The sequence below is a fragment of the Bradyrhizobium zhengyangense genome, from assembly GCF_022012555.1.
GTDB classification, from domain to species: Bacteria; Pseudomonadota; Alphaproteobacteria; order Rhizobiales; family Xanthobacteraceae; genus Bradyrhizobium; species Bradyrhizobium zhengyangense.
This window is the reverse complement of the sequence record NZ_JAKLTZ010000036.1, coordinates 1-23083: the sequence shown is the minus strand read 5'-3', so window position 1 is coordinate 23083 and position 23083 is coordinate 1. Positions and strand designations below refer to the sequence as shown.

Annotated in this window: 24 protein-coding genes and 1 pseudogene; 15 read left to right on the top strand and 10 right to left on the bottom strand. The window is 64.7% G+C overall.

Annotated features, from left to right (window positions below; translation table 11 throughout):
- The 4 genes and pseudogenes from L6639_RS41575 to L6639_RS41560 all read left to right on the top strand — a co-directional run.
- Nucleotides 1-100, top strand: a pseudogene (locus tag L6639_RS41575) (chemotaxis protein CheW); the annotation flags it as partial.
- Nucleotides 101-172: 72 nt separating this feature from the next.
- Nucleotides 173-538, top strand: coding sequence for a response regulator (locus L6639_RS41570; protein WP_007600538.1), 366 nt, complete (start codon nt 173-175; stop codon nt 536-538).
- 75 nt (nt 539-613) lie between these two features.
- Nucleotides 614-1810, top strand: coding sequence for a protein-glutamate methylesterase/protein-glutamine glutaminase (locus L6639_RS41565; protein WP_237867198.1), 1197 nt, complete (start codon nt 614-616; stop codon nt 1808-1810).
- The gene (locus L6639_RS41560) at nt 1807-2679 is read left to right on the top strand and encodes a CheR family methyltransferase (protein WP_237867197.1); all 873 of its coding nucleotides are present in this window, start codon (nt 1807-1809) and stop codon (nt 2677-2679) included. Before L6639_RS41565 ends, L6639_RS41560 begins: the two co-directional genes overlap by 4 nt.
- A 57-nt stretch (nt 2680-2736) precedes the next feature.
- On the opposite strand, the gene L6639_RS41555 is transcribed toward L6639_RS41560, so the two are convergent.
- The gene (locus L6639_RS41555; RefSeq protein WP_237867195.1) at nt 2737-3897 is read right to left on the bottom strand and encodes a glutathionylspermidine synthase family protein; all 1161 of its coding nucleotides are present in this window, start codon (nt 3895-3897) and stop codon (nt 2737-2739) included.
- A 5-nt stretch (nt 3898-3902) separates the two neighbouring features.
- Nucleotides 3903-4103, bottom strand: coding sequence for a hypothetical protein (locus L6639_RS41550; RefSeq protein ID WP_237867194.1), 201 nt, complete (start codon nt 4101-4103; stop codon nt 3903-3905).
- A 798-nt stretch (nt 4104-4901) separates the two neighbouring features.
- On the opposite strand from L6639_RS41550, the gene L6639_RS41545 reads away from it, so the two are divergent.
- Entirely contained in the window at nt 4902-7823 is a 2922-nt protein-coding gene (locus tag L6639_RS41545) for an NHL repeat-containing protein (RefSeq protein WP_237867193.1), read from the top strand.
- Between the two features lie 15 nt (nt 7824-7838).
- A complete protein-coding gene (locus L6639_RS41540; RefSeq protein WP_237867190.1) occupies nt 7839-8153 on the top strand; it encodes a hypothetical protein in 315 nt (104 codons plus the stop codon).
- Between the two features lie 104 nt (nt 8154-8257).
- Here the strand turns inward: L6639_RS41540 and L6639_RS41535 are convergent, their stop codons facing one another.
- From L6639_RS41535 to L6639_RS41510, 6 genes are all read right to left on the bottom strand, one after another.
- Nucleotides 8258-8524 carry a hypothetical protein gene (locus L6639_RS41535; protein ID WP_237867189.1) on the bottom strand — a complete coding sequence of 89 codons (267 nt, stop codon included), beginning with the start codon at nt 8522-8524 and terminating at the stop codon, nt 8258-8260.
- Between the two features lie 16 nt (nt 8525-8540).
- Nucleotides 8541-8798, bottom strand: a complete 258-nt coding sequence (locus L6639_RS41530) for a hypothetical protein (protein WP_237867187.1) — start codon at nt 8796-8798, stop codon at nt 8541-8543.
- Between the two features lie 16 nt (nt 8799-8814).
- Nucleotides 8815-9078 carry a hypothetical protein gene (locus tag L6639_RS41525; RefSeq protein WP_237867185.1) on the bottom strand — a complete coding sequence of 88 codons (264 nt, stop codon included), beginning with the start codon at nt 9076-9078 and terminating at the stop codon, nt 8815-8817.
- Nucleotides 9079-9119: 41 nt separating this feature from the next.
- Entirely contained in the window at nt 9120-9377 is a 258-nt protein-coding gene (locus L6639_RS41520; RefSeq protein ID WP_237867184.1) for a hypothetical protein, read from the bottom strand.
- 105 nt (nt 9378-9482) lie between these two features.
- Nucleotides 9483-9896, bottom strand: a complete 414-nt coding sequence (locus L6639_RS41515) for a hypothetical protein (RefSeq protein WP_237867183.1) — start codon at nt 9894-9896, stop codon at nt 9483-9485.
- Nucleotides 9897-9913: 17 nt separating this feature from the next.
- On the bottom strand, nt 9914-10318 hold the full coding sequence (locus L6639_RS41510) for a DUF350 domain-containing protein (RefSeq protein ID WP_237867182.1): 405 nt from the start codon (nt 10316-10318) through the stop codon (nt 9914-9916).
- 275 nt (nt 10319-10593) lie between these two features.
- Here L6639_RS41510 and L6639_RS41505 point away from each other — a divergent pair, with 275 nt between their 5' ends.
- Nucleotides 10594-12411, top strand: coding sequence for a CHAT domain-containing tetratricopeptide repeat protein (locus tag L6639_RS41505; protein WP_237867180.1), 1818 nt, complete (start codon nt 10594-10596; stop codon nt 12409-12411).
- Nucleotides 12412-12486: 75 nt separating this feature from the next.
- A complete protein-coding gene (locus L6639_RS41500; protein WP_237867179.1) occupies nt 12487-14070 on the top strand; it encodes a hypothetical protein in 1584 nt (527 codons plus the stop codon).
- Between the two features lie 87 nt (nt 14071-14157).
- Here the strand turns inward: L6639_RS41500 and ctrA are convergent, their stop codons facing one another.
- Nucleotides 14158-14859: a response regulator transcription factor CtrA gene (ctrA, locus tag L6639_RS41495; protein ID WP_008138878.1), complete on the bottom strand. Its 702-nt coding sequence runs from the start codon at nt 14857-14859 to the stop codon at nt 14158-14160.
- 445 nt (nt 14860-15304) lie between these two features.
- Here ctrA and fliI point away from each other — a divergent pair, with 445 nt between their 5' ends.
- The 6 genes from fliI to L6639_RS41465 all read left to right on the top strand — a co-directional run bounded on the left by fliI (nt 15305) and on the right by L6639_RS41465 (nt 21759).
- On the top strand, nt 15305-16630 hold the full coding sequence (gene fliI / locus L6639_RS41490) for a flagellar protein export ATPase FliI (RefSeq protein WP_237867178.1): 1326 nt from the start codon (nt 15305-15307) through the stop codon (nt 16628-16630).
- A gap of 133 nt (nt 16631-16763) precedes the next feature.
- Nucleotides 16764-17183: a flagellar export protein FliJ gene (gene fliJ / locus L6639_RS41485; protein ID WP_128953708.1), complete on the top strand. Its 420-nt coding sequence runs from the start codon at nt 16764-16766 to the stop codon at nt 17181-17183.
- A gap of 321 nt (nt 17184-17504) precedes the next feature.
- Nucleotides 17505-18050 (top strand): sigma-70 family RNA polymerase sigma factor, encoded by a 546-nt coding sequence (locus tag L6639_RS41480; protein ID WP_237867177.1) that lies wholly within the window; start codon nt 17505-17507, stop codon nt 18048-18050.
- A 37-nt stretch (nt 18051-18087) separates the two neighbouring features.
- Nucleotides 18088-19242, top strand: a complete 1155-nt coding sequence (locus tag L6639_RS41475) for an anti-sigma factor (protein WP_237867176.1) — start codon at nt 18088-18090, stop codon at nt 19240-19242.
- A gap of 217 nt (nt 19243-19459) precedes the next feature.
- Nucleotides 19460-20419, top strand: coding sequence for a helix-turn-helix transcriptional regulator (locus tag L6639_RS41470; protein WP_237867172.1), 960 nt, complete (start codon nt 19460-19462; stop codon nt 20417-20419).
- Nucleotides 20420-20538: 119 nt separating this feature from the next.
- Nucleotides 20539-21759 (top strand): NAD(P)/FAD-dependent oxidoreductase, encoded by a 1221-nt coding sequence (locus L6639_RS41465; protein ID WP_237867171.1) that lies wholly within the window; start codon nt 20539-20541, stop codon nt 21757-21759.
- A gap of 20 nt (nt 21760-21779) precedes the next feature.
- Here L6639_RS41465 and L6639_RS41460 read toward each other — a convergent pair whose 3' ends face one another.
- Complete coding sequence (locus L6639_RS41460) at nt 21780-22703, bottom strand: LysR substrate-binding domain-containing protein (protein WP_237867170.1); 924 nt, start codon at nt 22701-22703, stop codon at nt 21780-21782.
- A 125-nt stretch (nt 22704-22828) separates the two neighbouring features.
- On the opposite strand from L6639_RS41460, the gene L6639_RS41455 reads away from it, so the two are divergent.
- On the top strand, nt 22829-23083 hold a 255-nt coding region (locus tag L6639_RS41455), incomplete at its 3' end, for an alpha/beta fold hydrolase (protein ID WP_237867168.1).

Sequence of the window (23083 nt, the reverse complement as noted above, 5' to 3'; positions counted from 1 at the left end):
CAAGCTCGCCGGCGGCGTCCACCGTCTCGACGGCCAGCTCATGGTCGTCCTCGACGTCGACCGCGTGCTCGAGCTCGCGCCCGAGATGATGGCGGCCTGATACGCCGGCGCACCTGCCGACGTACCTGTAATTGGAAGTGCCCCGCAAAGGGGATAGGAAGCAGAGGTTCACATGCGAACTTGTCTCGTCGTTGATGATTCCAGCGTCATCCGCAAGGTTGCGCGCCGGATCCTGGAAGGCCTCGACTTCCAGATTCTCGAAGCCGAAGACGGTGAGAAGGCCCTCGAGGCCTGCAAGCGCGGACTGCCCGATGCCGTGCTGCTCGACTGGAACATGCCCGTCATGGACGGCTACGAGTTCCTCGGTCATCTGCGCCGCATGCCCGGCGGCGACCAGCCCAAGGTGGTGTTCTGCACCACCGAGAACGACGTCGCGCACATCGCGCGCGCGCTGCATGCCGGTGCCAACGAATACATCATGAAGCCGTTCGACAAGGACATCGTGACGGCGAAGTTCCAGGAAGTCGGCCTGATCTGAGCGAACACCCGGAGGCTGGACGGGCCCTTCGGCGTTTGTTGTCAACTGAACCGTTTCAGTCTGAGTTGGTGAGTAATGAGTGTGGCGTTCGCAGGTAATTCGACCATGAGCCCGTCGCGTGAAGCCGGGCCGCTGCGGGTGATGATCGTCGACGACTCCGTCGTCATACGCGGTCTGATCTCGCGCTGGATCGGAGCCGAGCACGACATGGAGGTCGCGGCGTCGCTGCGCACCGGGCTCGAGGCGGTCAACCAGCTCGAACGCATCAACCCTGACGTTGCCGTGCTCGATATCGAAATGCCCGAGCTCGACGGCATCTCGGCGCTGCCGCAACTGCTGGCGAAGAAGCGCGATCTCGTCATCATCATGGCTTCGACGCTGACCCGTCGCAACGCGGAGATCAGCTTCAAGGCGCTGTCGCTCGGCGCGGCCGACTACATTCCCAAACCGGAATCGACGCGCGAGACATCGGCCGCCGATATCTTCCATCACGATCTGATCCAGAAGATCCGTCACCTCGGCGCGCGGCTGCGCCGCAAGCCGGCGGTTGCGAGCCCGCCGCTCGCGCCCGCGAGCCCTGCTGCACCGCTCGCGCGTGCGCCGGTTGTTGCGCGGCCTGCCGCGCCCGCGCCGGCTGCGCATGCCCCGTCGTCGGGTTTGCTCTCCACGCGTCCGTTCTCGACCCAGGCGCCGAAGGTGCTGCTGATCGGCTCCTCGACCGGTGGTCCGCAGGCGCTGATGGCGCTGGTCACCGAGCTGGGCCCGGTGATCGATCGCTTCCCGGTGCTGATCACCCAGCACATGCCGCCGACGTTCACCACCATTCTCGCCGAGCATCTGGCGCGTTCGAGCCGCAAGCCGGCCGCCGAGGCTGTCGATGGCGAGCCGGTCAAGCCGGGTCGCATCTATCTCGCTCCGGGCGGCAAGCACATGCGCGTCGTGCGCAGCGGCGCTGAGGCCGCGATCGCGCTCGACGATGGTCCCGCCGTCAATTTCTGCAAGCCTGCGGTCGATCCGCTCTTCACCTCTGCCATTGACGTCTGGCACGGCAACATCCTCTCCGTGATCCTGACCGGCATGGGCTCAGACGGTATGCGCGGCGGCAAGGACATCGTCGCAGCCGGCGGCAGCGTGATCGCGCAGGACGAAGCCTCGAGCGTGGTCTGGGGCATGCCGGGTGCGGCCGCCAATGCCGGCATCTGCGCGGCGATCCTGCCGCTCAACCAGATCGGCGCCAAGGTCAACCGCCTGTTCGCGGGAGACCGCACGTGACGCCCGCCGACTACGACTATCTGCGCAAGTTCCTGAAAGAGCGCTCCGGTCTCGATCTCTCGTCCGACAAGCAATATCTGGTCGAGAGCCGCCTGTTGCCGCTGGCCCGCAAGGCCAGCCTTCCTGGAATCCCCGATCTCGTTCTGAAGATCAGGAATGGTGATGGCCGCCTTGCGACCGATGTGGTCGAGGCCATGACCACCAACGAGACCTTCTTTTTCCGCGACAAGATCCCGTTCGATCATTTGCGCGACAGCATCGTGCCCGGCCTGATCCAGGCCCGCGCCGCGCGCAAGTCGCTGCGGATCTGGTCGGCGGCCTCATCGACGGGGCAGGAGCCCTATTCGATCGCGATGTGTCTGAAGGAGATGGGTGCCACGCTCGCAGGCTGGCGCATCGAGATTGTCGCGACCGACCTCTCGCAGGAAGTGCTGGAGAAGTGCAAGGCCGGCGTCTACAGCCAGTTCGAGGTGCAGCGCGGGTTGCCGATTCAGCTGCTGATGAAATACTTCACGCAAGCGAGCGACGTCTGGCAGCTCAACGCCGACGTCCGTGCGATGGTGCAGTTCCGCCAGCTCAATCTGTTGCAGGACTTCTCCCATCTCGGCACGTTCGACGTGATCTTCTGCCGCAACGTGCTGATCTATTTCGATCAGGACACCAAGGCCATGATTTTCGAGCGCATGGCCAAGGGGCTGGAAGCCGATGGCACACTGCTGTTGGGCGCTGCGGAATCCGTCGTCGGCATCACCGATGCGTTCCGCCCCGCCTCCGACCGCCGCGGGCTCTACCAGCTCAATCCGGCGCGCTCCGGCCGGGCGATGGGTGGCTTGATGCCGCAGCCACTGAAGGTCGCCGCGGCGCGGTGAACTTCTCCTCGTCATTCCGGGCTCGCGACTTTGTCGCGCCCCCGGAATGACAGAGTCTCACAAAATCGCATGCGGCAGGAACCGCGAGCTGTTGCCCGTGATCGGGCTCTCGTCCTCGCGGATCGAAAGCCCGCAGGGCTCATGGTTCACCAGCCAGCTTCCGATCACCGGATAGACGCCGGAAAAATTCGGCAGCGGCGATAGCGCCTGGCGGACAAAACCTTCGGCGCCGTAGGGACCTGTGTGTTCGTCGAGCGACGTCCCGCCCGACACCAGCGCGACATTGGCGCCTTCGCGCGACAGCAGCGGCTTGCGGACATAGGAGCTGCCGAGCTCGGCGGCACGCGGATCATCCTCGAAGAACGCCGGCAGCAGATTGGGGTGGTTCGGAAACATCTCCCACAACAGCGGCAGGATGCCCTTGTTGGAGAGCACGGCCTTCCATGGCGGCTCGATCCAGCGCGTCGGTGCGCCCTTGAGCTTGGCGCCGAAAGCGTCGTGGAACATCCACTCCCAGGGATAGAGCTTGAAGACCAGCTCCATGTCGCGGTTATCGAGGTCGACGAAGCCGCCGCCCTCATCGCGCCATCCGATATCTTCAATGTCGAACAGCGTCGTGGAGAGGCCGGCCTGGCGCGCGGTGTCTTCGAGATAAGCGAGCGTGCCGGCGTCTTCCTCGTTGCCGGTGGTGCCGGTGAGGTGCAGATGCTCGCCTCCAGCAATCTCCTTCCACGCCGCGATCAGCCGCTCGTGGATCGAGTTGAACTGGTCGGCGCGCGCGGGGATGATACGCCGCTCGATCGCCTGCTCGAGCCAGGTCCATTGAAACACCGAGGCTTCGAAGATCGAGGTCGGCGTATCCGCGTTGTACTCGAGCAGCTTTGCGGGCGTCTCGCCATCAAACTTGAGATCGAGCCGGCCGTAGAGGCTGCGGTCGTCGCGTTCCCAGCTCTCGGCGATGAGGTCCCAAAACGCTTCCGGAATCTTGAGTCGCCGCAAGTGCTGCTCGTCGCCGATCACGCGGCCGGCAAGCTCGAGGCACATCGCATCGATCTCGCCGGTCGGCGCCTCGATGTCGCGCTCGATCTCGGCGAGCGTGAAGGCGTAATAGGCGCGCTCATCCCAGTAGCGTTCGCCGTCGATGGTGTGGAAGCCGAAGCCGCATTGTTCGGCGGTCTGTTGCCAGTCGTCGCGCTCGGGACAGCTGATGCGCTGCATGATTGCTAGCCGCCGCCATGTCCATGGCCGTGGCCGCCGTGACCATGGCCGTGAAAATGATGCAGCGTGCCGCCGAACCCGCCATAGACCGGACGGCAATAAGGCCTCCCATCGATGCCGGGTACGGCCTCGAGACCCGGGCCGCACACCGGCTCGCGGCGCACGAATCCGAGCGAGACTGCGCCGACTGTTGCACTTCCCATCATTGTGAGGACGACCCGTCGCGAACGTTTCATGATTTTGCGGCCCAGCCTCCGATTCCCGGTGTCGTCGGAGTTTCCGTCACATGCCCGCGTGGAGACAAGCGAAAGCCGCACGTCTCACGGCATCGTGCGGCATTGTCAGGTCCACGGAGACAAATGTCAGTACGTTCGTCCGGGCTGGAGCGTCGGCGTGGGCGCGCGGGGCGTCACCTTGAGCCCCAGCGGAGGACGGGCAAGACTCGTCGGACCGATGCTCGACGGCTTGACGGTCGGTACGTTCCTCTTGTGGATCTCGGCATGACCGTATGAGCCGACTCCTCCGCCGCCGGATGATCCTCCGGCGTCCTGGCAACTGCATGATTTATTGTACCATTGCCCGGTCTTTGCGTCATACCACGCGCCGTTTTCTTGAGACGTCGCGTAGGTGGTGCACTGCCAAAGCTGGCCTCCCGGGCAGTGTCCCTTCGCTGCGTGAGCTGCAGTGGGGATGGCCACAGCAGCACACATGAGAACTGTACGGATCGCGGCGGCGAACGTTGCTTTTTTCCCACGTTTCATGCGCTGGCCCTCGTGAACTCAAACAAGAATGCCTGCACCGGCCGGCCGCGCGTTGATGCGTGTCAACGGCGAGGGGGCTTGTTCGGTTCTGGTTCGGCATTGTCGGGATACCGTTGAAGGTTTGATCGTGGGGGTCCTCGCGTTCTCGGCATTTGAAAAGGAGGCATTTGTTGATCCCGCTCAATCCCGCGCCGGTGCGATCGGTTTCAAATGGATGTGGTCGTTTGAATGGGATTCTCGCCGATGCAGATGCGTGTGCCCCACCCGATTCCGTCGGAGCAAGGTCATCGCGGAGATCGCAGGAGGTGGCTGCGCGCGGTGGTGTTCGCCGCATTGTCGTTCGGCTCGCTTGGCTGCGGTGAGGCTACGGCGCAGTCTGCCGGCATCGTTGCCAATGGCAACGCGATTGTCACGGGATTCTCGGGCGCGATCCCGCCGGTTATGATCCCGCCTGGTACTGATCCCGTCGATAAGATGTTCATCGACCTCAACGGGCCTTCAGCGCGCGTGCTCGATCTGCAGTCGCCGGGTGCGCCTCCGCAGGCGCAACTGCTGACGGCGCCCAAACCCTTCACGGTCACCGCCGCTCAAACCGGCCAGCTGTTTGGTGTCGCGCTCGACAACGCAACGCCGCCGAACGTGTTCGTCGCTGCAACGTCGGCTTACGGCTTGCCGATCGTCGTTCCAACGGGAGCCGCCCAGTTCGCTCGCGCCAAGCAGGGTGCACCCAATGCCGCCTTTATGCCGGGCCTGTTTGGACCCGCGCAATTCGGCAGCGGTCCCGGCTCGATCTGGCGGATCGATGGCACCACCGGCGAGGCCCGCCTGTTCGCCAACGTTGCGCTAGACGGCGCCGCCAATCCCGGTCCGGCGCTGGGCGGGCTTGCCTTCGATGCCGCGTCCAACACGCTATTCGTGGCCGACCGTGCCACGGGCATGATCCACGCATTCGACTCCACGGGAACGGAGCGCGCCCGCTATGACCATGGTGTGCAAGGGCGTAGCGCGGCCGGCTTGCCGCCGGTGCCTTACGATCCTTCGGGACATCTCGATATCTCGAGCCCGAAGTTTCGTACTGGCGATCCCGCGACCTGGGGCTATGCCAATCCACAGCGCCTGATCTTCGGTCTCGCTGTGCGCAACGGGCGTCTGTACTACGCCGTGGCCAGGGATCTTCAGGTCTGGTCGGTTTCGATAGCGCCAAAATTTGGCGCCGAACCGCGGCTCGAACTCAGCGTTGCGCCGGGGGCTGGTCCGAGTGAAATCGCCAAGATCGCGTTCGACGATCAAGGGCGCATGCTGCTCGCCGAGCGCGCGGCGCCGAGCGGCGCCTACGGCTTCAACGCTCTGACGGTTGACGCCACCGGCCGCGTTCTGCGTTATTTGCCGGCGCCGCCCGACACCGCGGGGCCGCAATGGCAGCCGCAGGCGGACGAATACGCGGTCGGCTTCGCGCGGCAGATGCGCAACGGTAATGGCGGCGTCGCCGTCGGCTTCGATTACGACGACCAGGGCCGCATCGATCGCGCTGCCTGCGGCCAGTTCTTGTGGTCCACCGGCGAGCAGTTGCGCAACTCGAGCGACCCGGCGGTCGCCTCCCAGCTCGCGGCCGGTGGTCCGGTCGAAGTCAACGGCCTCCAAGGCAACGACATCCTGGCCGTGCGGCCTGCCAATGTGCCGCCGTGGCAGAGCTATTTCGCCGACTATGATGATCAGTTCCAGGACTCGATCGCGCGCGGCCATCTTGGCGACGTCGCGATTGCACGCGTCTGTGGGCAGATCGGATTCAATCTGCCGGGCTGGTATCGGCCGCGCGTCGAAATCTTCCCAGGATTTTTCTGGCTGCGCGTGCACGGCAAGAAGCCGCCGCTGCTCGACTGCCCGCCGGGCCCCGGCAACCAGTGCGCCTGCCCGCCCGGCACGTCGCAACAGCCGGGCTTCCAGTGCTGCCCCTTCGCAACCTACCCGGGGCCGAACGGGACGTGCACGTCGCCGTGTCCGGATGGATCGACCGATCCCGCCAAGTTGGAGCTTTGCCTGCAAGGTTTCGATGCCGGCAAGTTCGATCCCAACGATTGGTCGACCTTGGTCTGTCTCGACGGCTCGAAGCCCGTGCACGATGCCAACGGTTATCATTGCCCGGTGTTCAAGTCGCCGGTCTGTCCTGTGGGCTTCGAGCCCGACCCGTCGGCCAAGTTCTTCGGTTGCAAGCCGACAGCTCAGGAAATGAATTGCGAGACAAAGATTGATCAGTTCAATCAGATCGGGCTCGACGGCAATTGCCATCAGCTCTGCCCGTCCGGTTCATGGGCGTTCGTGGCCAACCAGTGCTGCCCGGATGGTACGCTGCCCGGGCCCGATGGCAAATGCGGCAAGCCGCATCAGCCGACGTGCCCGCCGGCACAACTGACGTCGAAAGGCATCTGCTGCGCGCCCGGCTCGACACCGCAGCCCGATGGCACCTGCAGGGCAAAGGAGCCATGTCCGCCTCAGCAATTGACCGTGAGCGGCCAGTGCTGCCCAGCGGGCTCTGCGCCGCAGCCGGACGGCACTTGCCAACCGCCGCTCAAGCAGGGATGCGCGGCCGAGCAACTGACGCCTGACGGTACTTGCTGTCCGGCCGGGACGAAGCCGCAGCCCGACAATAGCTGCAAGCCGCCAGTCAGCTGTCCGTCAGGCACGACTGTCGATCCGGTGACCGGCCAATGCTGCCCGCCCGCCACCGCAGTCGCCGGCACGAAAGCGGCCTGCACGTGTCCGACCGGACAGATGCTGATCAACGGAAAATGCACGTCGGATGCAGGGCCGACGGGATGCTTCGCCGGCTATGTGAAGTTGCCGAACGGCTCGTGCTGCCTCGCCTCGCAGGCGACAGCCGGCGGGCAGTGCTGTCCGGCCGGCCAGAAGCCCGATGCCGACAAACGCAATTGCGTGCCCGCGGGCGGCGCGACATTCGCGCCCGGCAAGTCTTTCGTTCCGGCGCCGGTTGTCGTGCCGTCCGGCAAGAGGGGCAAGGCTGTCAAGCCGTCGCGGGTGCGTCCGCCCGGCGTTGCGGTGCCGCCGCCGCCCCCGCCGAAGTTCGTCGTGCCGCCCAAGCGCTTCACGCCGCGACCGATCGTGCGGCCGACACCGCTCCCGCGCGTTCGCGGGCAGATTGAACGGTAAAGGAGAAAGCTCGTCATGCGTGGAACGTTCATCGCAGCAATTGCGGTCGCCAGCCTTTCCTGCGCGGCCACTTGGAATGCGTCCAGCGCTGCAAGCTCGGTCGCGGCGGCAGGCCATTCGGTCCAGGCCGGTGCGGAGCAGACCGTGACGACCCATGCAAATACCAAGAAGAAAACCAGGCGGACAACGGTCGAGCGCCAGCCCATCAATTGGCTCAATCCGCAGCCCGAGCCGCCGCGGCCGGCCGGCAACAAGCCGATCCAGGGCGGCAACTGGCTGAACCCGCAGCCGGAGCCGCCGCGGCCGGATACCGCGAAGAAACTGCATTAGAGGCGCGCGCCGCGATAGCAACGTCGCGAGGAGCTGCGCGATGATGTGCCGAATCGAAAAGAGCGCGACGGCGTTGCCATCGCGCTCTTTTCGTTTGCGTCCGCTCAGTCGTTGGGCCCGGGCGCCTTGTTCGGCTTGGCGGTCGGGACGTTGTGCTTGTGAATCTCGGCCTTGCCGCCGCCGCCGCCGCCGGAGGTCGAACTGCCCGGCATGTTCTGGTGCGGCCTCTCACAATGGCACTGCGGCGGACGATTCAGTGGCGTCGGCTCGCAAACCGTCACCAGACCGGAGGGGCAGGGTCCCGCTTCGGCGGCAACCCGCAGCGATGCCAGCACGATCAGGCCCAACGCCGATGTCATCAAAATACGCATCGTTGCACCTCGATGTTCAGTCGTTGGGACCGGACGACTTGTTCGGCTTTGCCGTCGGAACGTTATGCTTGTGAATCTCGGCCTTGCCCTGGTTGCCCCAGGGCGCGTTGCCGCCCTGCGTCTGCTGAGGCTCGCAATGGCACAGCGGCGGCCGACCGGGCGGGGACTGCTGGCAAACCCGGACCCAGCCGGCTGGGCAGGGCCGGGCTTCCGCGGCAACGGACAGCGATGCCAGCGCGAGCAGGCCAAGGGCCGATGTCATCATGATACGCATGATTGCACCTCCACGTTCAATCATTGGGGCCGGGCGCCTTGTTCGCCTTCGCGCTCGGCACGTTCTTCTTGTGAACGTCGCCGCCACCGCCGCCACCACCGCCCCAAGTGGTGCCCGGCGGATAGTCGCATTTGCACGGCATCGGACGGTTCGGCGGTCGGTCCGGCGGTTGCGGCATGCACGTCAAAACCATGCCGGGCGGACAGGGACCGGCTTGAGCAGCGGCTGATAGTGACGACAGCGCGAGGAGCGCCAGCGCGGAACTCATCAATGGACGCATCGTTTCACCTCTCGATTGGCTGGGGCATTGTCGGTCCACGCTCAGTCGTTGGGACCGGGCGACTTGCCTGGCTTCACCGTCGGCACGTTCTTCTTGTGAATCTCGGCCCTGCCGCCCCAGGTCGGGCTGCCCGGCGGACCTTCACAGCGACACCACGCCGGCGGGCCGCCGGGGGGACGGGTTTTCGACGGCGGTGGACAGACCTGAACGGTGCCGGGCGGACAGGATTCCGCTTTCACGCCGGCCGTCAACGACACCAGGGTGAGGAGGGCGATCACCGACGTCATCATCGTACGCATCGTTTCACCCCGATCCTTGTCGCCCTGCGGGCGCGTGATCATCAAGGACAGGATACCGAGCGCGCGGTGGTCACGATTTGACGTGTCTCAATCTCGTGCGCGGCTTTAACCGCGGCCCGAGAATCCGAAGGCGTGCGCGAACGAGCCGAAGCCGCCGCGCGTGACGCCGCCGGAGCCTCCATCGGACGAGCTGCCCGATGAAGAATGACTTGAGGAGTCGCTGCTGTAGAAGCTCGATCGCGACGACCAGTGCGAGCCGCCGCCCGAAGAACCGCTGCCGCAATTGGTGCCGGTCTGCGCTGGCGCCGTCGCCCCGGGGACTGACGTCCCGGGAGGCGCGGGATCGCAGTTTCGTCGCGGCATCAACATGAAGGCGGTGGTACCGACCGCGATGGTCCCCATCACCAGCAGAGCGACATGGCCCGAGCGCTTCACCGGCTCCCGCGGCGGTAGCGGCAGATCCGCCGGCAGGCGTGGCCGGCGCTTGCCGAACTCCTGGCTTGGAGGTTTGTTGGCCATGTCACTTCGCTACCATGTCAGTAGATCATGCAAGCGGCATTCAAAAGGCCCGCGGCAAGCGAGGACAGCCCGAGCCAGATGGCGGGCGCGAGCTCACCCGCAGCGATCCGTCCCGACAGGTTAGGTACCGGGACCTTGACGATGTAGAACACGGCGACCTGCACGATCAGCGCGATGAAAGCCCAGACCATGCAGTCCAGCACATTGGCCGAATGGGCGATCGCGCTGAACAGCGGCGCCACGAAGCCGAGCAGGCTGAGGCCGAGCGCAATCGCAGCGGCAGGGTCGTTGTCCCGGATCAGCTGGAACTCGTTGTGTGGCGTGATCCGCGTGTAGACGAACAGATATGCCACTATCGCGATCAGCCCGGTGCAGAAATAGACCAGGAAGGCGGGCAGGCCGGCGAGCGATTGCAGGATCATGAGGGGAGGTCCGACGGTTGCGGCGCGAATTCTGGCACGATCGCTTAGTCGCTGCAGCAGGCGGGCAGTTCGATCCCCAGAAAGAACCGGCTCCGCGTGCGTCCGGGGCACCGCACAAAAATTCGGGCCGCATGAGACATGCTTCACAAATGCGTCTCGAGGTTGTGTGTGATAGTCTGAGGCATTGTTTGGCGGCCGTCCGTCATTTTTTGATCGGCCGCGCTCATTCGAGGGATGCTTCGTTCAGATCAAGATCTTGTTGAGTGAGGCTCAAAATGCCCGTTGCCGAATACGAAGATTTCGAACTCGAGATCGGCTCCGATCTGCCCGTGGGTGGCGGCCCTCAGCAATATTACGGTCGGGTCGTCAGGTCGCCGGCCGGCGAGGCCCCGAAGACCCAGGTGAAGTTCTGGTTCTCCGCGCCGGGCGAGCTGGCCAAGCTGCGCGGTGAGCTGGAAAACGCCGTTCTCGAGATCGACGACAAGAAAACCCAGGGCCCGACCACGCGCGGCGAGCAGGTGCTGCGCGATTTCGGCCGCGGCGTGTTTCGCAGCGTCTTCACCGACGTGCCGTCGATCCAGCGGATCTACGAGCGCAGCAAGGGCGCGGCGCAGGATCTGAGGATCAAGCTGCGCATCGAGGCCGCCGACCTTGCCGGACTGCCGTGGGAATATCTCTACGATGAAGACGACATGCCCGGCTTCGTCAGCCTGACGCGCCCCATCGTGCGCTATCTCGAGACCGCGGGCGGCGTCGGCCGGATGGGCGTCAAGGGACCGCTGCGCATCCTCGGCATGATCGCCGATCCCTCGACCAGCGAATGGCCGAAGCTCAACGTCGTCAAGGAGCGCGATCGCATCAACAAGGGCATCGACGCGCTCCAGCACGCAGGCAAGGTCGATTTCCAGTGGGTCCCGGGCGGGAGCGGCAGAGACCTGATGAAGAAGCTGCTGGAAGGCGAATGGCACATCTTCCACTTCATCGGGCATGGCGGGGTCGAGGAAGCCTTGCCCGGCGCCGGCGCCAGCGGTTTCGTCGTCATGGTCGACGAGGACGGCAAGCCGGTGAAGAAGTTCGCCTCCGACCTTGCGATGATGCTGACGGGAGCACGGCGCAGCATGCGCCTGATCGTGCTCAATTGCTGCGAGAGCGCCAGGATCAACGTCGGCGACCGCTTCGGCAATCCGGCGATCGGCTTGATGAAGACCGGATGGCTGCCCGCCGTCGTGGCGATGCAGTTTCCGATCACCGACAATGCCGCGATCTCGATGTCGGAAGGGTTTTACGCCGCGCTCGCCGGCAACCGTCCGATCGACGATGCGGTGACGCTCGCGCGCAAATTCATCCAGGAGAAGTCCCGGGTCGAGTGGGGAATCCCCGTCCTCTACATGCGCTCGCCCGACGGCCGGATCTTTGACGTCGAAGCGCCGCAGCCGCAGCTGGCCCCGCCCGAGGCGGCGCGTCCCTCAAAGGAGCTGCTGCGGCAGCGCCGCGATGAATTCATGGAGGCGCTCGCCGAGAGTCCAGCCACGATCGAGGCGCTGGAGGAGCTGACGCGGCGCGGACAGGAACTGCACGGCCTCCTGGCAGACGATGCCGAACTCTCGGTTCGGCTCGCAAAAGTCTATTTCGATCTCGGTACGCTCCAGCACAAGCAGAAGCTGATCTCGAAAGCCGCCGCGAGCTTCGCCTACATGCTCAAGCTGGACCCTGCGAAGCCCGAATATTTCGTGCGGAGAGCCAATTTCAACGTGACGGTCGGTCTCTACGAAAATGCGCTCGGCGACATCACCGAAGCGATCAAGCTCAAGCCGAACAACGCGGAGTTCTACTGGATCAAGGGCATCGTCAGCATGACGGCCGCCGGCACCGACGACAAGCGCGGCTATGTCGAGGAGGCGATCAAGGCGTTCGGCACCGCGATCGCAACCAACGAGAATGAGCCGAAATATCTGGTGTCGCGCGCCAATGCCTATGCCCAGATCAAGGACGCGGTGAAGGCCCAGAATGATATGGACAGCGCGATTGCGCTTGCCCCCGACAATATCGATCTCCTGGTCCAGAAGGCCAAGATGGTCGCCCAGGCTGCCTGATTTTCACGTGGGTCGCCGGATGCCGCTGTGTCCGGCGCGCCTTTCAACAGCGAACCCTAGCAATAGGAGTTCATCGTGCCGCTCGCTCAAGTCGTCGATCCCTTGAACGCGATCCTCGAGTCCTTCGGCGGACCGCTTCTGGTCGTGCTGTTCTACTGGTTCCGCTTCCATACGATGAAGGGCACGCGCTCGTTCACGACGCGACCGCTGTTCCTGTTCGGCCTCGCCGTCTTCATCACGCCGTTCCTGGTGATCTACGCCATGCTGCCCGACAAACTGTCGCCGCTCGCGTCGGTCTGGCTGCTGATGTTCGTCTGGCTCATTCCGGTGGCGCCGAAGGCGTGGCGCAAATTCTGCCAGGAGCTGGCCGGCATTCCCGTCAGCGCGCTCGCGCTGCGCGAGGCGCTGGCCGCAGCACCGTTCCAGGTCGGGCCGGACGACATGCCGAGCATTCAGCGCAAGCTGTCCAGGGTCGGCTACCAGGTCGATGATTTCCGCGCCACGCAATCGACCGCGATCCAGTCGCGCTTCCTCAAGATTTCCACGCTGATGCTTCATCTGGAGCGCTGGGCCTCCGAACACGAGGCCTTCATGGAGCGTAATTCCGATCTCTATGCGGAGCTGCTCGCGGTCTATGACGCGCTCTGCTTCCGCACCGTCCGCGTGCTCAAGAGCAGCGCCGAGATCTACGGTGCGATCATGGAGGACAGCCATGTCGAGCCTGACGACTGGCAGGCGCTCGACCAACTCTCGACCCGCCACACCGTGGTCAGCCAGCTTCAGCTCGCCGCCCAGACCGCAGCGGGGTGCATGCTGGAAGATTTGCGCAAGGACATGGATTCGCTGCTCAACAATCTCTTGCTGTTCGCCGCGCGCGCATCGCTCGCCGGCGAATGGACGTTTGCCCGGAGCCGGCGCAGGCTTGGCGCAATCGGCTTCACGCTGGAGCCGGCCCCCCCAGGCATCGCGAAGTTCGTCGCGGTCGCGGCGGGCTTCGGTTTCGTCTGGTGCCTGGCTTGGCTGGTCGGGTCCGGCAAGATCGTGCACATGCCCGGCAACCAATCTGTCGCCATGATGCGGACGCTGCTGATGACGCCGCTGTATCTGATCGTGAACTTCTGGCTGGTCTACTATTTCAAGCGGCAATACGCCTTCGCGAACGAGAACATCTTCGGCCGGCTGCCTGTCGGCTTCATCCTGACGGTCGGCCTCTGGGGCGCGCTGATCCTGTTCCCCGTTCAGGCCGCGTTCGACTTCTACCAGTTTCCGCAAAGGCCCTATCTCGACGTCGTCCTGCACGAGCTGCCGGTTCTGATCTTCCCCTGGGGGATCGCCGCGATGGCGGCGCTGCTGGTGCAGGATTCGACCTGGGGCAAGCGGTCGCGCAAGACGCGGCGGATGCGCGATGGACTCGTGTTCGGCGGCGGCATGACGGTAATGCTGTGGGTGCTGCTGGCGATTCACAAGGTCAGCCCGATGCCGGTGATGGATGTCGTCGACAACATCTCCGGCTGGACGTTCGTCTGGTCCTTCGTGCTGCCGACCTTCGCCTTCGGCTTCACCATCGGCTACGCATTGATGGCCTGGCTGCGGGAGGCCGCCTCGCGGGTGCCGATCAAGAGCCCGGTGATGGCAAGTCCTGTGCTCGCCAGCGTCTGATCAAGCTCCCAAAAACAAAACCCCGCCATTTGCGGCGGGGTCCAGGCTGGGAGGAGCAAGCCCCAAAGGGCTTGCGACGTAAGCGGATCAGGCGGGGATGCGCTCTTCGTGCTCGTGCGGCTCGCGCAGCACGTAGCCGCGGCCCCACACGGTCTCGATGAAGTTGCGTCCCTCGGAAGCGTTGGCGAGCTTCTTGCGGAGCTTGCAGATGAAGACGTCGATGATCTTCAGCTCGGGCTCGTCCATGCCGCCATAGAGGTGGTTGAGGAACATTTCCTTGGTCAGGGTGGTACCCTTGCGGAGCGAGAGCAGCTCCAGCATCTGGTACTCCTTGCCGGTCAGGTGCACGCGCTGGCCGCCGACTTCGACCGTCTTGGTGTCGAGGTTGACGACGAGGTCGCCGGTCTGGATGACCGACTGGGCGTGACCCTTGGAGCGGCGCACGATCGCGTGGATGCGGGCAACCAGCTCGTCCTTGTGGAAGGGTTTGGTCATGTAGTCGTCGGCGCCGACGCCGAGACCCTTGACCTTGTCCTCGATGCCGGCGAGGCCGGAGAGGATCAGGATCGGTGTCTTGATCTTGGAGACCCGAAGCTGCTTGAGCACGTCATAGCCGGACATGTCGGGCAGGTTGAGGTCGAGAAGGATAATGTCGTAATCGTATAATTTACCGAGATCGACGCCTTCTTCCCCCAAATCGGTCGTGTAGACGTTGAAGCTCTCAGACTTCAGCATCAGCTCGATCGACTGCGCGACGGCGCTGTCATCTTCAATCAGCAAAACGCGCATGCCAGTTCCCCATAGTCGCCGCTCCTGGGCGTCAGGTCGGCCGCATTCGCGGCACTCAACAAAACGCCTTTGAACAACTGATTCGGATCCTGACAACAGATGGTTAACAAATCCTGATTCTGGAACGCAAGTCCCCCCGGTGCAATTTTTGTCGAATCGCCCTAAGGTCTTGCGCGTGAAGCAGCTTTCGTTATCCGGCTCCGTTCAAGTTCCACTTTAAGAGACGGGCCTAACCGACTCCCGCGACTCAGCCTTCTTCTGAAGGGGGGCCACGCTCAGTCACAAAGACAGTGACGCAATGATTAACGATGCGGGTAAACACGAAGTTAAGCGCCGTTCAGAAATGTGGCGAAATTTAAGGGTTTCCCCGTGAGGGCCCGGATATCGAAGGCGAGCAGCTTGATGAAGGCTCTTGTGAAAGCGCGCTCTTGATGAAAGCTGCTCTATGAAAGCTCTTGCCGAACAGATCGGCGATATCGACGGCATCAATATCTATGGCCGCGTGGTCGGCGTTCGCGGGCTGATGGTCGAGGTGGCCGGCCCGATCCACGCGATGTCCGTCGGCGCGCGCCTGGTGATCGAGACTGGCGCCAACCGTTCCATTCCTTGCGAGGTGATTGGCTTCTCCGGCAGCAATGCGGTGGTGATGCCGTTCGCTGGCCTCGACGGTGTGCGTCGCGGCTGCAAGGCCGTCATCGCCAATGCCGCCAATCTGGTGCGTCCGTCGCCGGCCTGGCTTGGCCGCGTCGTCAATGCGCTGGGCGAGCCGATCGACGGCAAGGGGCCGTTGCCGCAAGGCGCTTCCCCGATGCCGTATCGCAATTCGCCGCCGCCGGCGCATTCGCGCAAGCGCGTAGGCAGCCCGCTCGATCTCGGCGTGCGCGCCATGAACACTTTCCTCACCTGCTGCCGCGGCCAGCGAATGGGCATCTTCGCCGGTTCCGGCGTCGGCAAATCGGTGCTGCTGTCGATGCTCGCGCGCAACGTCGATGCCGCCGTCAGCGTCATCGGGCTGATCGGCGAACGCGGCCGCGAGGTGCAGGAATTCCTGCAGGACGACCTCGGTGAAGAGGGCCTCGCGCGCTCCGTCGTCGTGGTTGCGACCTCCGACGAGCCGGCGCTGATGCGGCGGCAGGCGGCGTATCTGACGCTCGCCGTCGCCGAATATTTTCGCGACGAGGGCCAGGACGTGCTCTGCCTGATGGACTCCGTGACGCGCTTTGCCATGGCGCAGCGCGAGATCGGCCTGTCCGCCGGCGAGCCGCCGACCGCCAAGGGGTATACGCCGACCGTCTTCACCGAACTGCCGAAGCTGCTGGAGCGCGCAGGCCCGGGCCTCGGAGAGGGCGCCATCACCGCGATCTTCACGGTGCTGGTCGACGGCGACGACCACAACGAGCCGATCGCCGACGCCGTCCGCGGCATCCTCGACGGTCACATCGTGATGCAGCGCTCGATCGCCGAGCGCGGCCGCTACCCCGCCATCAACATTCTCAAATCGGTCTCCCGCACCATGCCGAAATCGGCCGATCCCCAGTTCTGGCCGGTCATCCAGAAGGCGCGGGCGGTGATGGCGACCTACGCCGATATGGAAGAGCTGATCCGGCTTGGCGCCTACCGGGCGGGCTCCAGCCCCGAGGTCGACGAGGCGATCCGCCTGCACGAGCCGCTGGAAGCCTTCCTGCGCCAGCGCAAGGATGAAAATGCCTCGCTGGCCGACGGCTACCGCCAGTTGGCGCAAATCCTCGGTAATTTGGAAACGGAACGCTAACTTTGTCCCGTCATCATCCCTTCCCACAGAGTAGCAGAGCCGGTCTTGGCCTCGACGGGGCCAGTGGGGAGACCGGTGTCGTCCCAATGTGTGTATGTCTTGCAGCCAAGGGACTTCTGGGGAGTACGAGTCGATGAAGTCACGTGATACCCTCATCCGCCTGAAGAAGTTTCAGGTCGACGAGAAGCGCCGCCGGGTCGCCCAGATCGAGTCCATGATCGCCGACTTCCAGCGGATGTCGACCGATCTCGATCGTGAGATCCAGACCGAGCAGGACCGCGCCGGGATCAACGACCCCGCGCATTTCGCCTATCCGACCTATGCCAAGGCCGCCATCCAGCGCCGCGAGAACCTGACCCGCTCGGCCGACGAGCTGAAGGGCCAGCTCGAGGAGGCCAAGGCCGCGCTCGGCGAGGCTTTCGAGGAGCTGAAGAAGGTCGAACTGCTGGACGAGCGTGACCAGGCCCGCGAGCGCGCCGAGGAAAATGCCCGCGAGCAGGCTGATCTCGACAGCATCGGCCTGATGCGCTCCCGGATCGGCGCCGTCGCGTAAGCGGCGGCCCGCGATCAAAACATCCAAGAATTTGCGAGCCCGGACCCGCAAGGTCCGGGTTTTTGCGTGTCCTGTCCACAGCGCGGCGCGCCGCCTCTTGGTGACGGGCTTGGCCGCGCGCTATGGTGGCGGGAATGAATGGTGTGCCAGCGACGGCGGTGTCCACCTCTCCCTTCGGGAGAGGTCGGCGCGGAGCGCCGGGTGAGGGGTTACGGTCTCCCGTTAGCCCTCCGCCCCCTCACCCGATTTGCTGCGCAAATCGACCTCTCCCCGTCGGGGAGAGGTGAAGAGAGGCGACGGGGCCGCGCGTTGGGGGGCTGAATGCTGACGCCAGCAGAGCTGGTCGGGCTGATTGAGGCGGTGTCGAGGCGCGATCAGGCCGCGTTCGAGCGCCTTTACGCTGCCACGCGCGCGAAACTCTATGGCGTCGTGCTCCGTATCTTGCGCCGACAGGATCTCGCAGAGGAGGTCATTCAGGAGACCTACGTCAAGATCTGGAACAGTGCCGGCCAGTTCAATTCGCAGCTGTCCTCGCCGATCACGTGGATGGCGTCGATTGCGCGCAACCGCGCCATCGATATCGTCCGCAAGAAGACCGAAGTCTCGATCGAGGAGGAGCCGCAGGCGATGGAAGTCGCTGCCGACAGTCCCGATCCGCTGGCGCGCCGGGAGATGTCCGAGGAGCTGAAGCGGCTCTTGGAATGTATTGGCCGGCTCGAGCCGGACCGTCAGCGGCTCGTGCTTCTCGCCTATTACAACGGTTGGAGCCGCGAGCAATTGGCGGAGAAATTCGCAGCGCCCGTCAACACGGTGAAGACGTGGCTGCGGCGCAGCATGCTGGATATCCGGGAGTGCCTCGGACTGTGAGGACTTTGATCATGAGGGTGGTGTTGGACTGCAAGTGATGGCCTACAGCGAGGACAATATCGCGCTCGCCGCGGAATATGCGCTCGGCACACTCGATGCCGACGAGCGTGTGCAGGTCGCGACCATGATGGCGGTGGACCAGGAGTTCGCCGCGATCGTGCAGGCCTGGCAATTCCGGCTCGGGGTCCTCAACCAGATGGTCGGCACGATCGAGCCGCGGCCGATCGTGTGGGAGAACATCAAGCGCGAGATCGCACAGACGATATCGACGCAGGATTCGTATCAAGATTCGGAGCGAGACTCGCTCGAGGCCCCGCCAGTGCTGGTGGATGCGCCGCCACCGCCATTGCCGGAGCTTTCGTCATCGGAGCTGTCATCGCCCAAGTCTTCAACTCAAGAATCTTCAACTCAAGAATCTTCAACTCAAGAGCCTTCAACTCAAGAGCTTTCGTCTCCGGAGCAGCCATCGCAGCAAGCTCCTTTGCCGGACGTGCAGCCGCCGGCGCCGCCTCAATCCGACTCCGATGTCATCCCAGACATCGCCCCGCAATTCATTCCGCAGACCCATGCGCCCGACCCGCGCATTGTCCCTCTGACGCAGGTGCCGGTCGCCGATGACACCAAGGTGATCTATCTCGAGAGCCGCGTGAAGCGCTGGCGCACGATCGCCTCCGCCGTGGGCGCGCTCGCGGCCGCGCTGCTGGTGACGCTGTCGCTGCAGATCCTCTCGCCCGATGCGCTGCCTGGCGCGCTGCGGCCCGCGCCGCGCATCCAGACCGTCGAGGTCAAGACACCGCCGGCGCCGTCGTCCTTGCCCGCGCAATATGTCGCGCTGTTGCAGGGCCAGAGCGGCGGCCCCGCCTTCATCCTCACCATTGATGGCGCGACCAAGAACTTCACGGTGCGCAAGGTCGGCGCGACGCCGGAGCCGGGCAAGAGCTTTGAGCTCTGGCTGATCTCCGACAAGCTGCCCCGCCCGCGCTCGCTTGGTGTGATCGGCGCCGGCGACTTCACGGCACGTCCGGTGCTCGCCGGCTACGATGCCGACGTCGTCAATGGCGCGACCTACGCCATCACCGTCGAGCAGCCGGGCGGCTCGCCCAGTGGCCAGCCGACCTCGGCGCCGGTGTTCTCAGGCAAGCTGATCGAGACCGTGCCGCCGTCCCAGCCGCAGGTCCCCGCGAAGAAATAGCCCCCGCCGTCGGAGCCCGGATTGCGCTTCGCTCCATCCGGGCGACGCACGCCCAACCGCCAAACCTGTCGCCAGGGTCCATTCTGGCCGTCGCAATTCGACAAGTCCGGCCAAATCCGCGTTCGATTTGAACCTCCGTCCATTCCGCGGCGTCAAATGCCCGGAATTTGCAGTCGGCACGGCTGATCAAGGGTGCCGGGAAGGGGCTAGAAATCAGATGGATGCAGCCAAGCCGCCGGGCATTCTTATCCACCAATATGCAGGCCTGCCGCAGGGGCCTGCGTTCGAACAATGGCGCGACCGGGCCCTGGGGGCCTGCGGCCTCGAGATCGGGCCGAGCCATGGCGACAGCATCGATTGCCGGTTGCAGGTCAGCGCGGTCGACAACATCACGCTCGCCATTCCCGAAGGCGCCTCCGCGCAATATTCGCGCACCCAGAGCGGCCTCGCGGACGGCAGCGACGACCTCGTGCTGATCGCCGCTCATGCCGGCCTCGTCAACGTCAGGCAGAACGGCCATACGGTCGACCTTGCGCCGGCGCAGATGGTGCTCGCCGACATGAGCATCACCGGCAGCGTCGGTCATACCGACGAGAACCGTTTCACCACCATCCGCATGCCGCGCCGCGCGCTGCTCGACATCAATCCCCGCGCCGAGGACAAGCTGTCGCAGGCGCTGTCGGACGGTGCCGTCGCCGAGACCATCTTCCGCTATCACGCGCTTGCTGCGCATCAGGCACCGCATCTCGACGCGGTCGGCCAGCGCCTGACCGCCCAGCACATGGTCGATCTCGTCGGCCTCCTGCTCGGCACCGATGCCGAGCACGCCGCGCTCGCGCGCGGCCGCGGCCATGCGGCGGCCCGTCTCGATCTCATGCGCGCCGACGTGATGGCCGCCCTCGGCCGCAACGATCTCTGCCTGTCCGAGGTCGCCACCCGCTCGGGTCTCAGCCCGCGCCAGGCGCAGCGGCTGTTCGAGCAGGCCGGCACCACCTTCACCGAATTCGTGCTGGAGCAGCGCCTGCTGCTGGCGCGCAAACTGCTCGGCGATCCCCGCGCGCGGGCGCGCAAGATCAGCGACATCGCGCATTCCTCGGGCTTCTCCGATCTGTCCTATTTCAACCGCGCCTTCCGCAAGCGCTTTGGCGCGACGCCGTCGGAACTGCGCGAGGCGTGAGCCCCCCGATTTTGTGCAGCGGCGCATCGCGGCTGCATTTGGTCGATCCGTCTGAATGAGCTATATCTGCCCGCGCGGGGCGGACCACCGGATCCCTGGAAGCAGCGAAGTCAACGGACATGGCGCGTATCGTCGTGCTCGGCGCCGGGTTTGCGGGCCTGTGGGCGGCCATCGGCGCCGCGCGCCTGCGCGATGCGATCGGTGATGCCGGCCGCGATATCGAAATCCTCCTCATCGACCGCAACCCCTATCACAATATCCGCGTGCGCAATTACGAGGTCGATCTTAGCGAGGTCGCGCTGCCCCTTGCGCAACTGCTCGACCCGGTCGGCGTCATGCACGGGATCGGCGAGGTCGAAGCCATCGACCCCGTGCGCCGCGAAATCTCGCTGGTCGCGAGCAGCGGCAAGGAGACGCTGGGTTACGACCGCCTCGTGCTCGCGCTCGGCAGTGAAGTGACGCGGCCTGAGATTCCGGGCCTCGCCGAGCACGCATTCGACGTCGACAGCTATGCCGCGGCGCTTCGCCTCGAGGGGCATGTCACCTCGCTCGGCCGCAGCGCGCCGTCGCCGGGACGATCGACCGTCGTGGTGGTGGGCGCCGGCTTCACCGGCATCGAGGTTGCCGCCGAAATGCCGGAGCGCTTGATGCGCGCCGGCATTACCGGCAGCCGCCGCATCATCCTGGTCGATCCCAATCAAGCGGTTGGCGCCACGATCGGCGAGCACGCGCGGCCCGTCATCGAGACCGCCTTATCGTCGCTCGAGGTCGAGACGCGGCTTGGCGTGCGCGTCGCCTCGGTCGAGGCCTCAGGCGTTCGCTTGAGCTCGGGCGAATTCATCCAGGCGCAGACGGTGATCTGGTGCGCCGGTATGCGCGCGAGCCGGCTAACCGAAAACTTTCCCGGCGCGCGCGATCGGCTCGGGCGACTTCTGGTCGACCCCTTCATGCGCGTCGCGGGTCTGCCCGGAATCTTCGCCGCCGGCGACGTCGCCTCCAGCGTGGTCGATGGCCTGCATCCGACCGTGATGTCCTGCCAGTTCGCCCGTCCCATGGGCCGCTTCGCCGGCCACAATGTGGTGGCTGATCTGGTCGGTCAGCCGATGCTGCCGTTGCGGATCGACTGGTACGTCACCGTGCTCGATCTCGGCGATTGGGGCGCGCTCTACACCGAAGGCTGGGATCGCGAGGTGCGGACGACCGGTCAGGCCGCGAAAGCGACCAAGCGGACCATCAATCGCAAGCGCATCTATCCGCCGCTGACAGGCAGCAAGGACGATCTGTTCGCCGCCGCCGCGCCGACGGTGCAGGCGCCGCCGCCGACCTACGGGGCCCCTTAGCAGACGCCCAACCCTGCCGGTTATTGAGCTTCAACATAGCGGATGATGCTCTGGTTCTGGACGTTTGCCACCAGCTCATCCGCGCGGGACAGGAGACGACGCAGCAAAGGCGACGGATTTGTCCTGTTATATCCCAGCGCCAGATCGACCGTTGGCGTGCCGCCCTCGAGCGCTCTGGCGACGACATTCGGTGCCAGCATGTTCTGCGCATAGAGGGGGACGAGGCTGATCCCGCCCGTGGAAGCCACGAGCGACATGGCCGATGATATGTTTTCGCCTTCATACTTCGCCTTGAGGGTAATGCCGACCCGGGATGCGTAGTTCTGTATGACCTCCTGCAGAACCGGCGAGGTTCTTGCCGAGCTGACATAGATCTCGCGGGCGAGATCCTGCGGACGAATCTTCTTCCGTGATGCCAGTCGGTGCTCGGCGGGCAGCACGGCGATCAAGGGCTCCTTCGCCAATATCTTGAAGACGACGCCCTCGTTGTCTTTCTCGGGGCGAAGGAAGGCGATGTCCAGCTTTCCCCGCATCAATGCGAGCGCGAGTTCTGGCGACGATTGCGTGCTGAGCGTGACGTCGACATCGGGGGCTTCCTCGCGGAGGATGCGCAGCAGCTGGGGGAGCCACATCACCTCCAGCCCGACGAGAAAGCCCATCGAGAGGACGGGCCTTTGCGGTTGCGCCGTCTGCCGGGCTCCCTCCGTTGCGGCCTCGACCTGCAGCAGCGCCAGCCGCGCATGATCGAGAAACACGCGTCCGGCGGCGGTCAGCGTCACGCCGCGCGCCTGGCGCTCCAATAACCGAACGCCGATCTCGGCTTCCAGATCGCGGATCTGCCGGCTCAGCGATGGCTGGGAGGTGTGCAGTCGCCGCTCGGCTGCGGTCAGCAGGCTGCCTTCTTCAGCGACGGCAACGAAATAGCGCAGATGCCGGAGCTCCATGACCCCTCGTATATCTTCCAGGCATAGCTCGAAGCGTACAAGGTCTTGGTCAGCGGCCAAAGCGGGATTTACCGTTTCGCGGTCTTCGACCAACAAATGTCTAACAGCACAGATGGAATGACTCGATGCCCACGATCACGACGACAGACGGCGTAAACATCTTCTACAAGGACTGGGGCTCAGGCCACCCGATCGTTTTCAGCCACGGCTGGCCGCTGACAGCGGACGACTGGGACGCCCAGATGAGCTTCTTTCTTCGCCACGGCTACCGGGTGATCGCCCACGACCGGCGCGGCCACGGCAGGTCCGACCAGCCCGGCACCGGCAACGACATGGACCACTGGGTTGCCGACCTCGCGGCCCTGACTGAGCACCTCAAC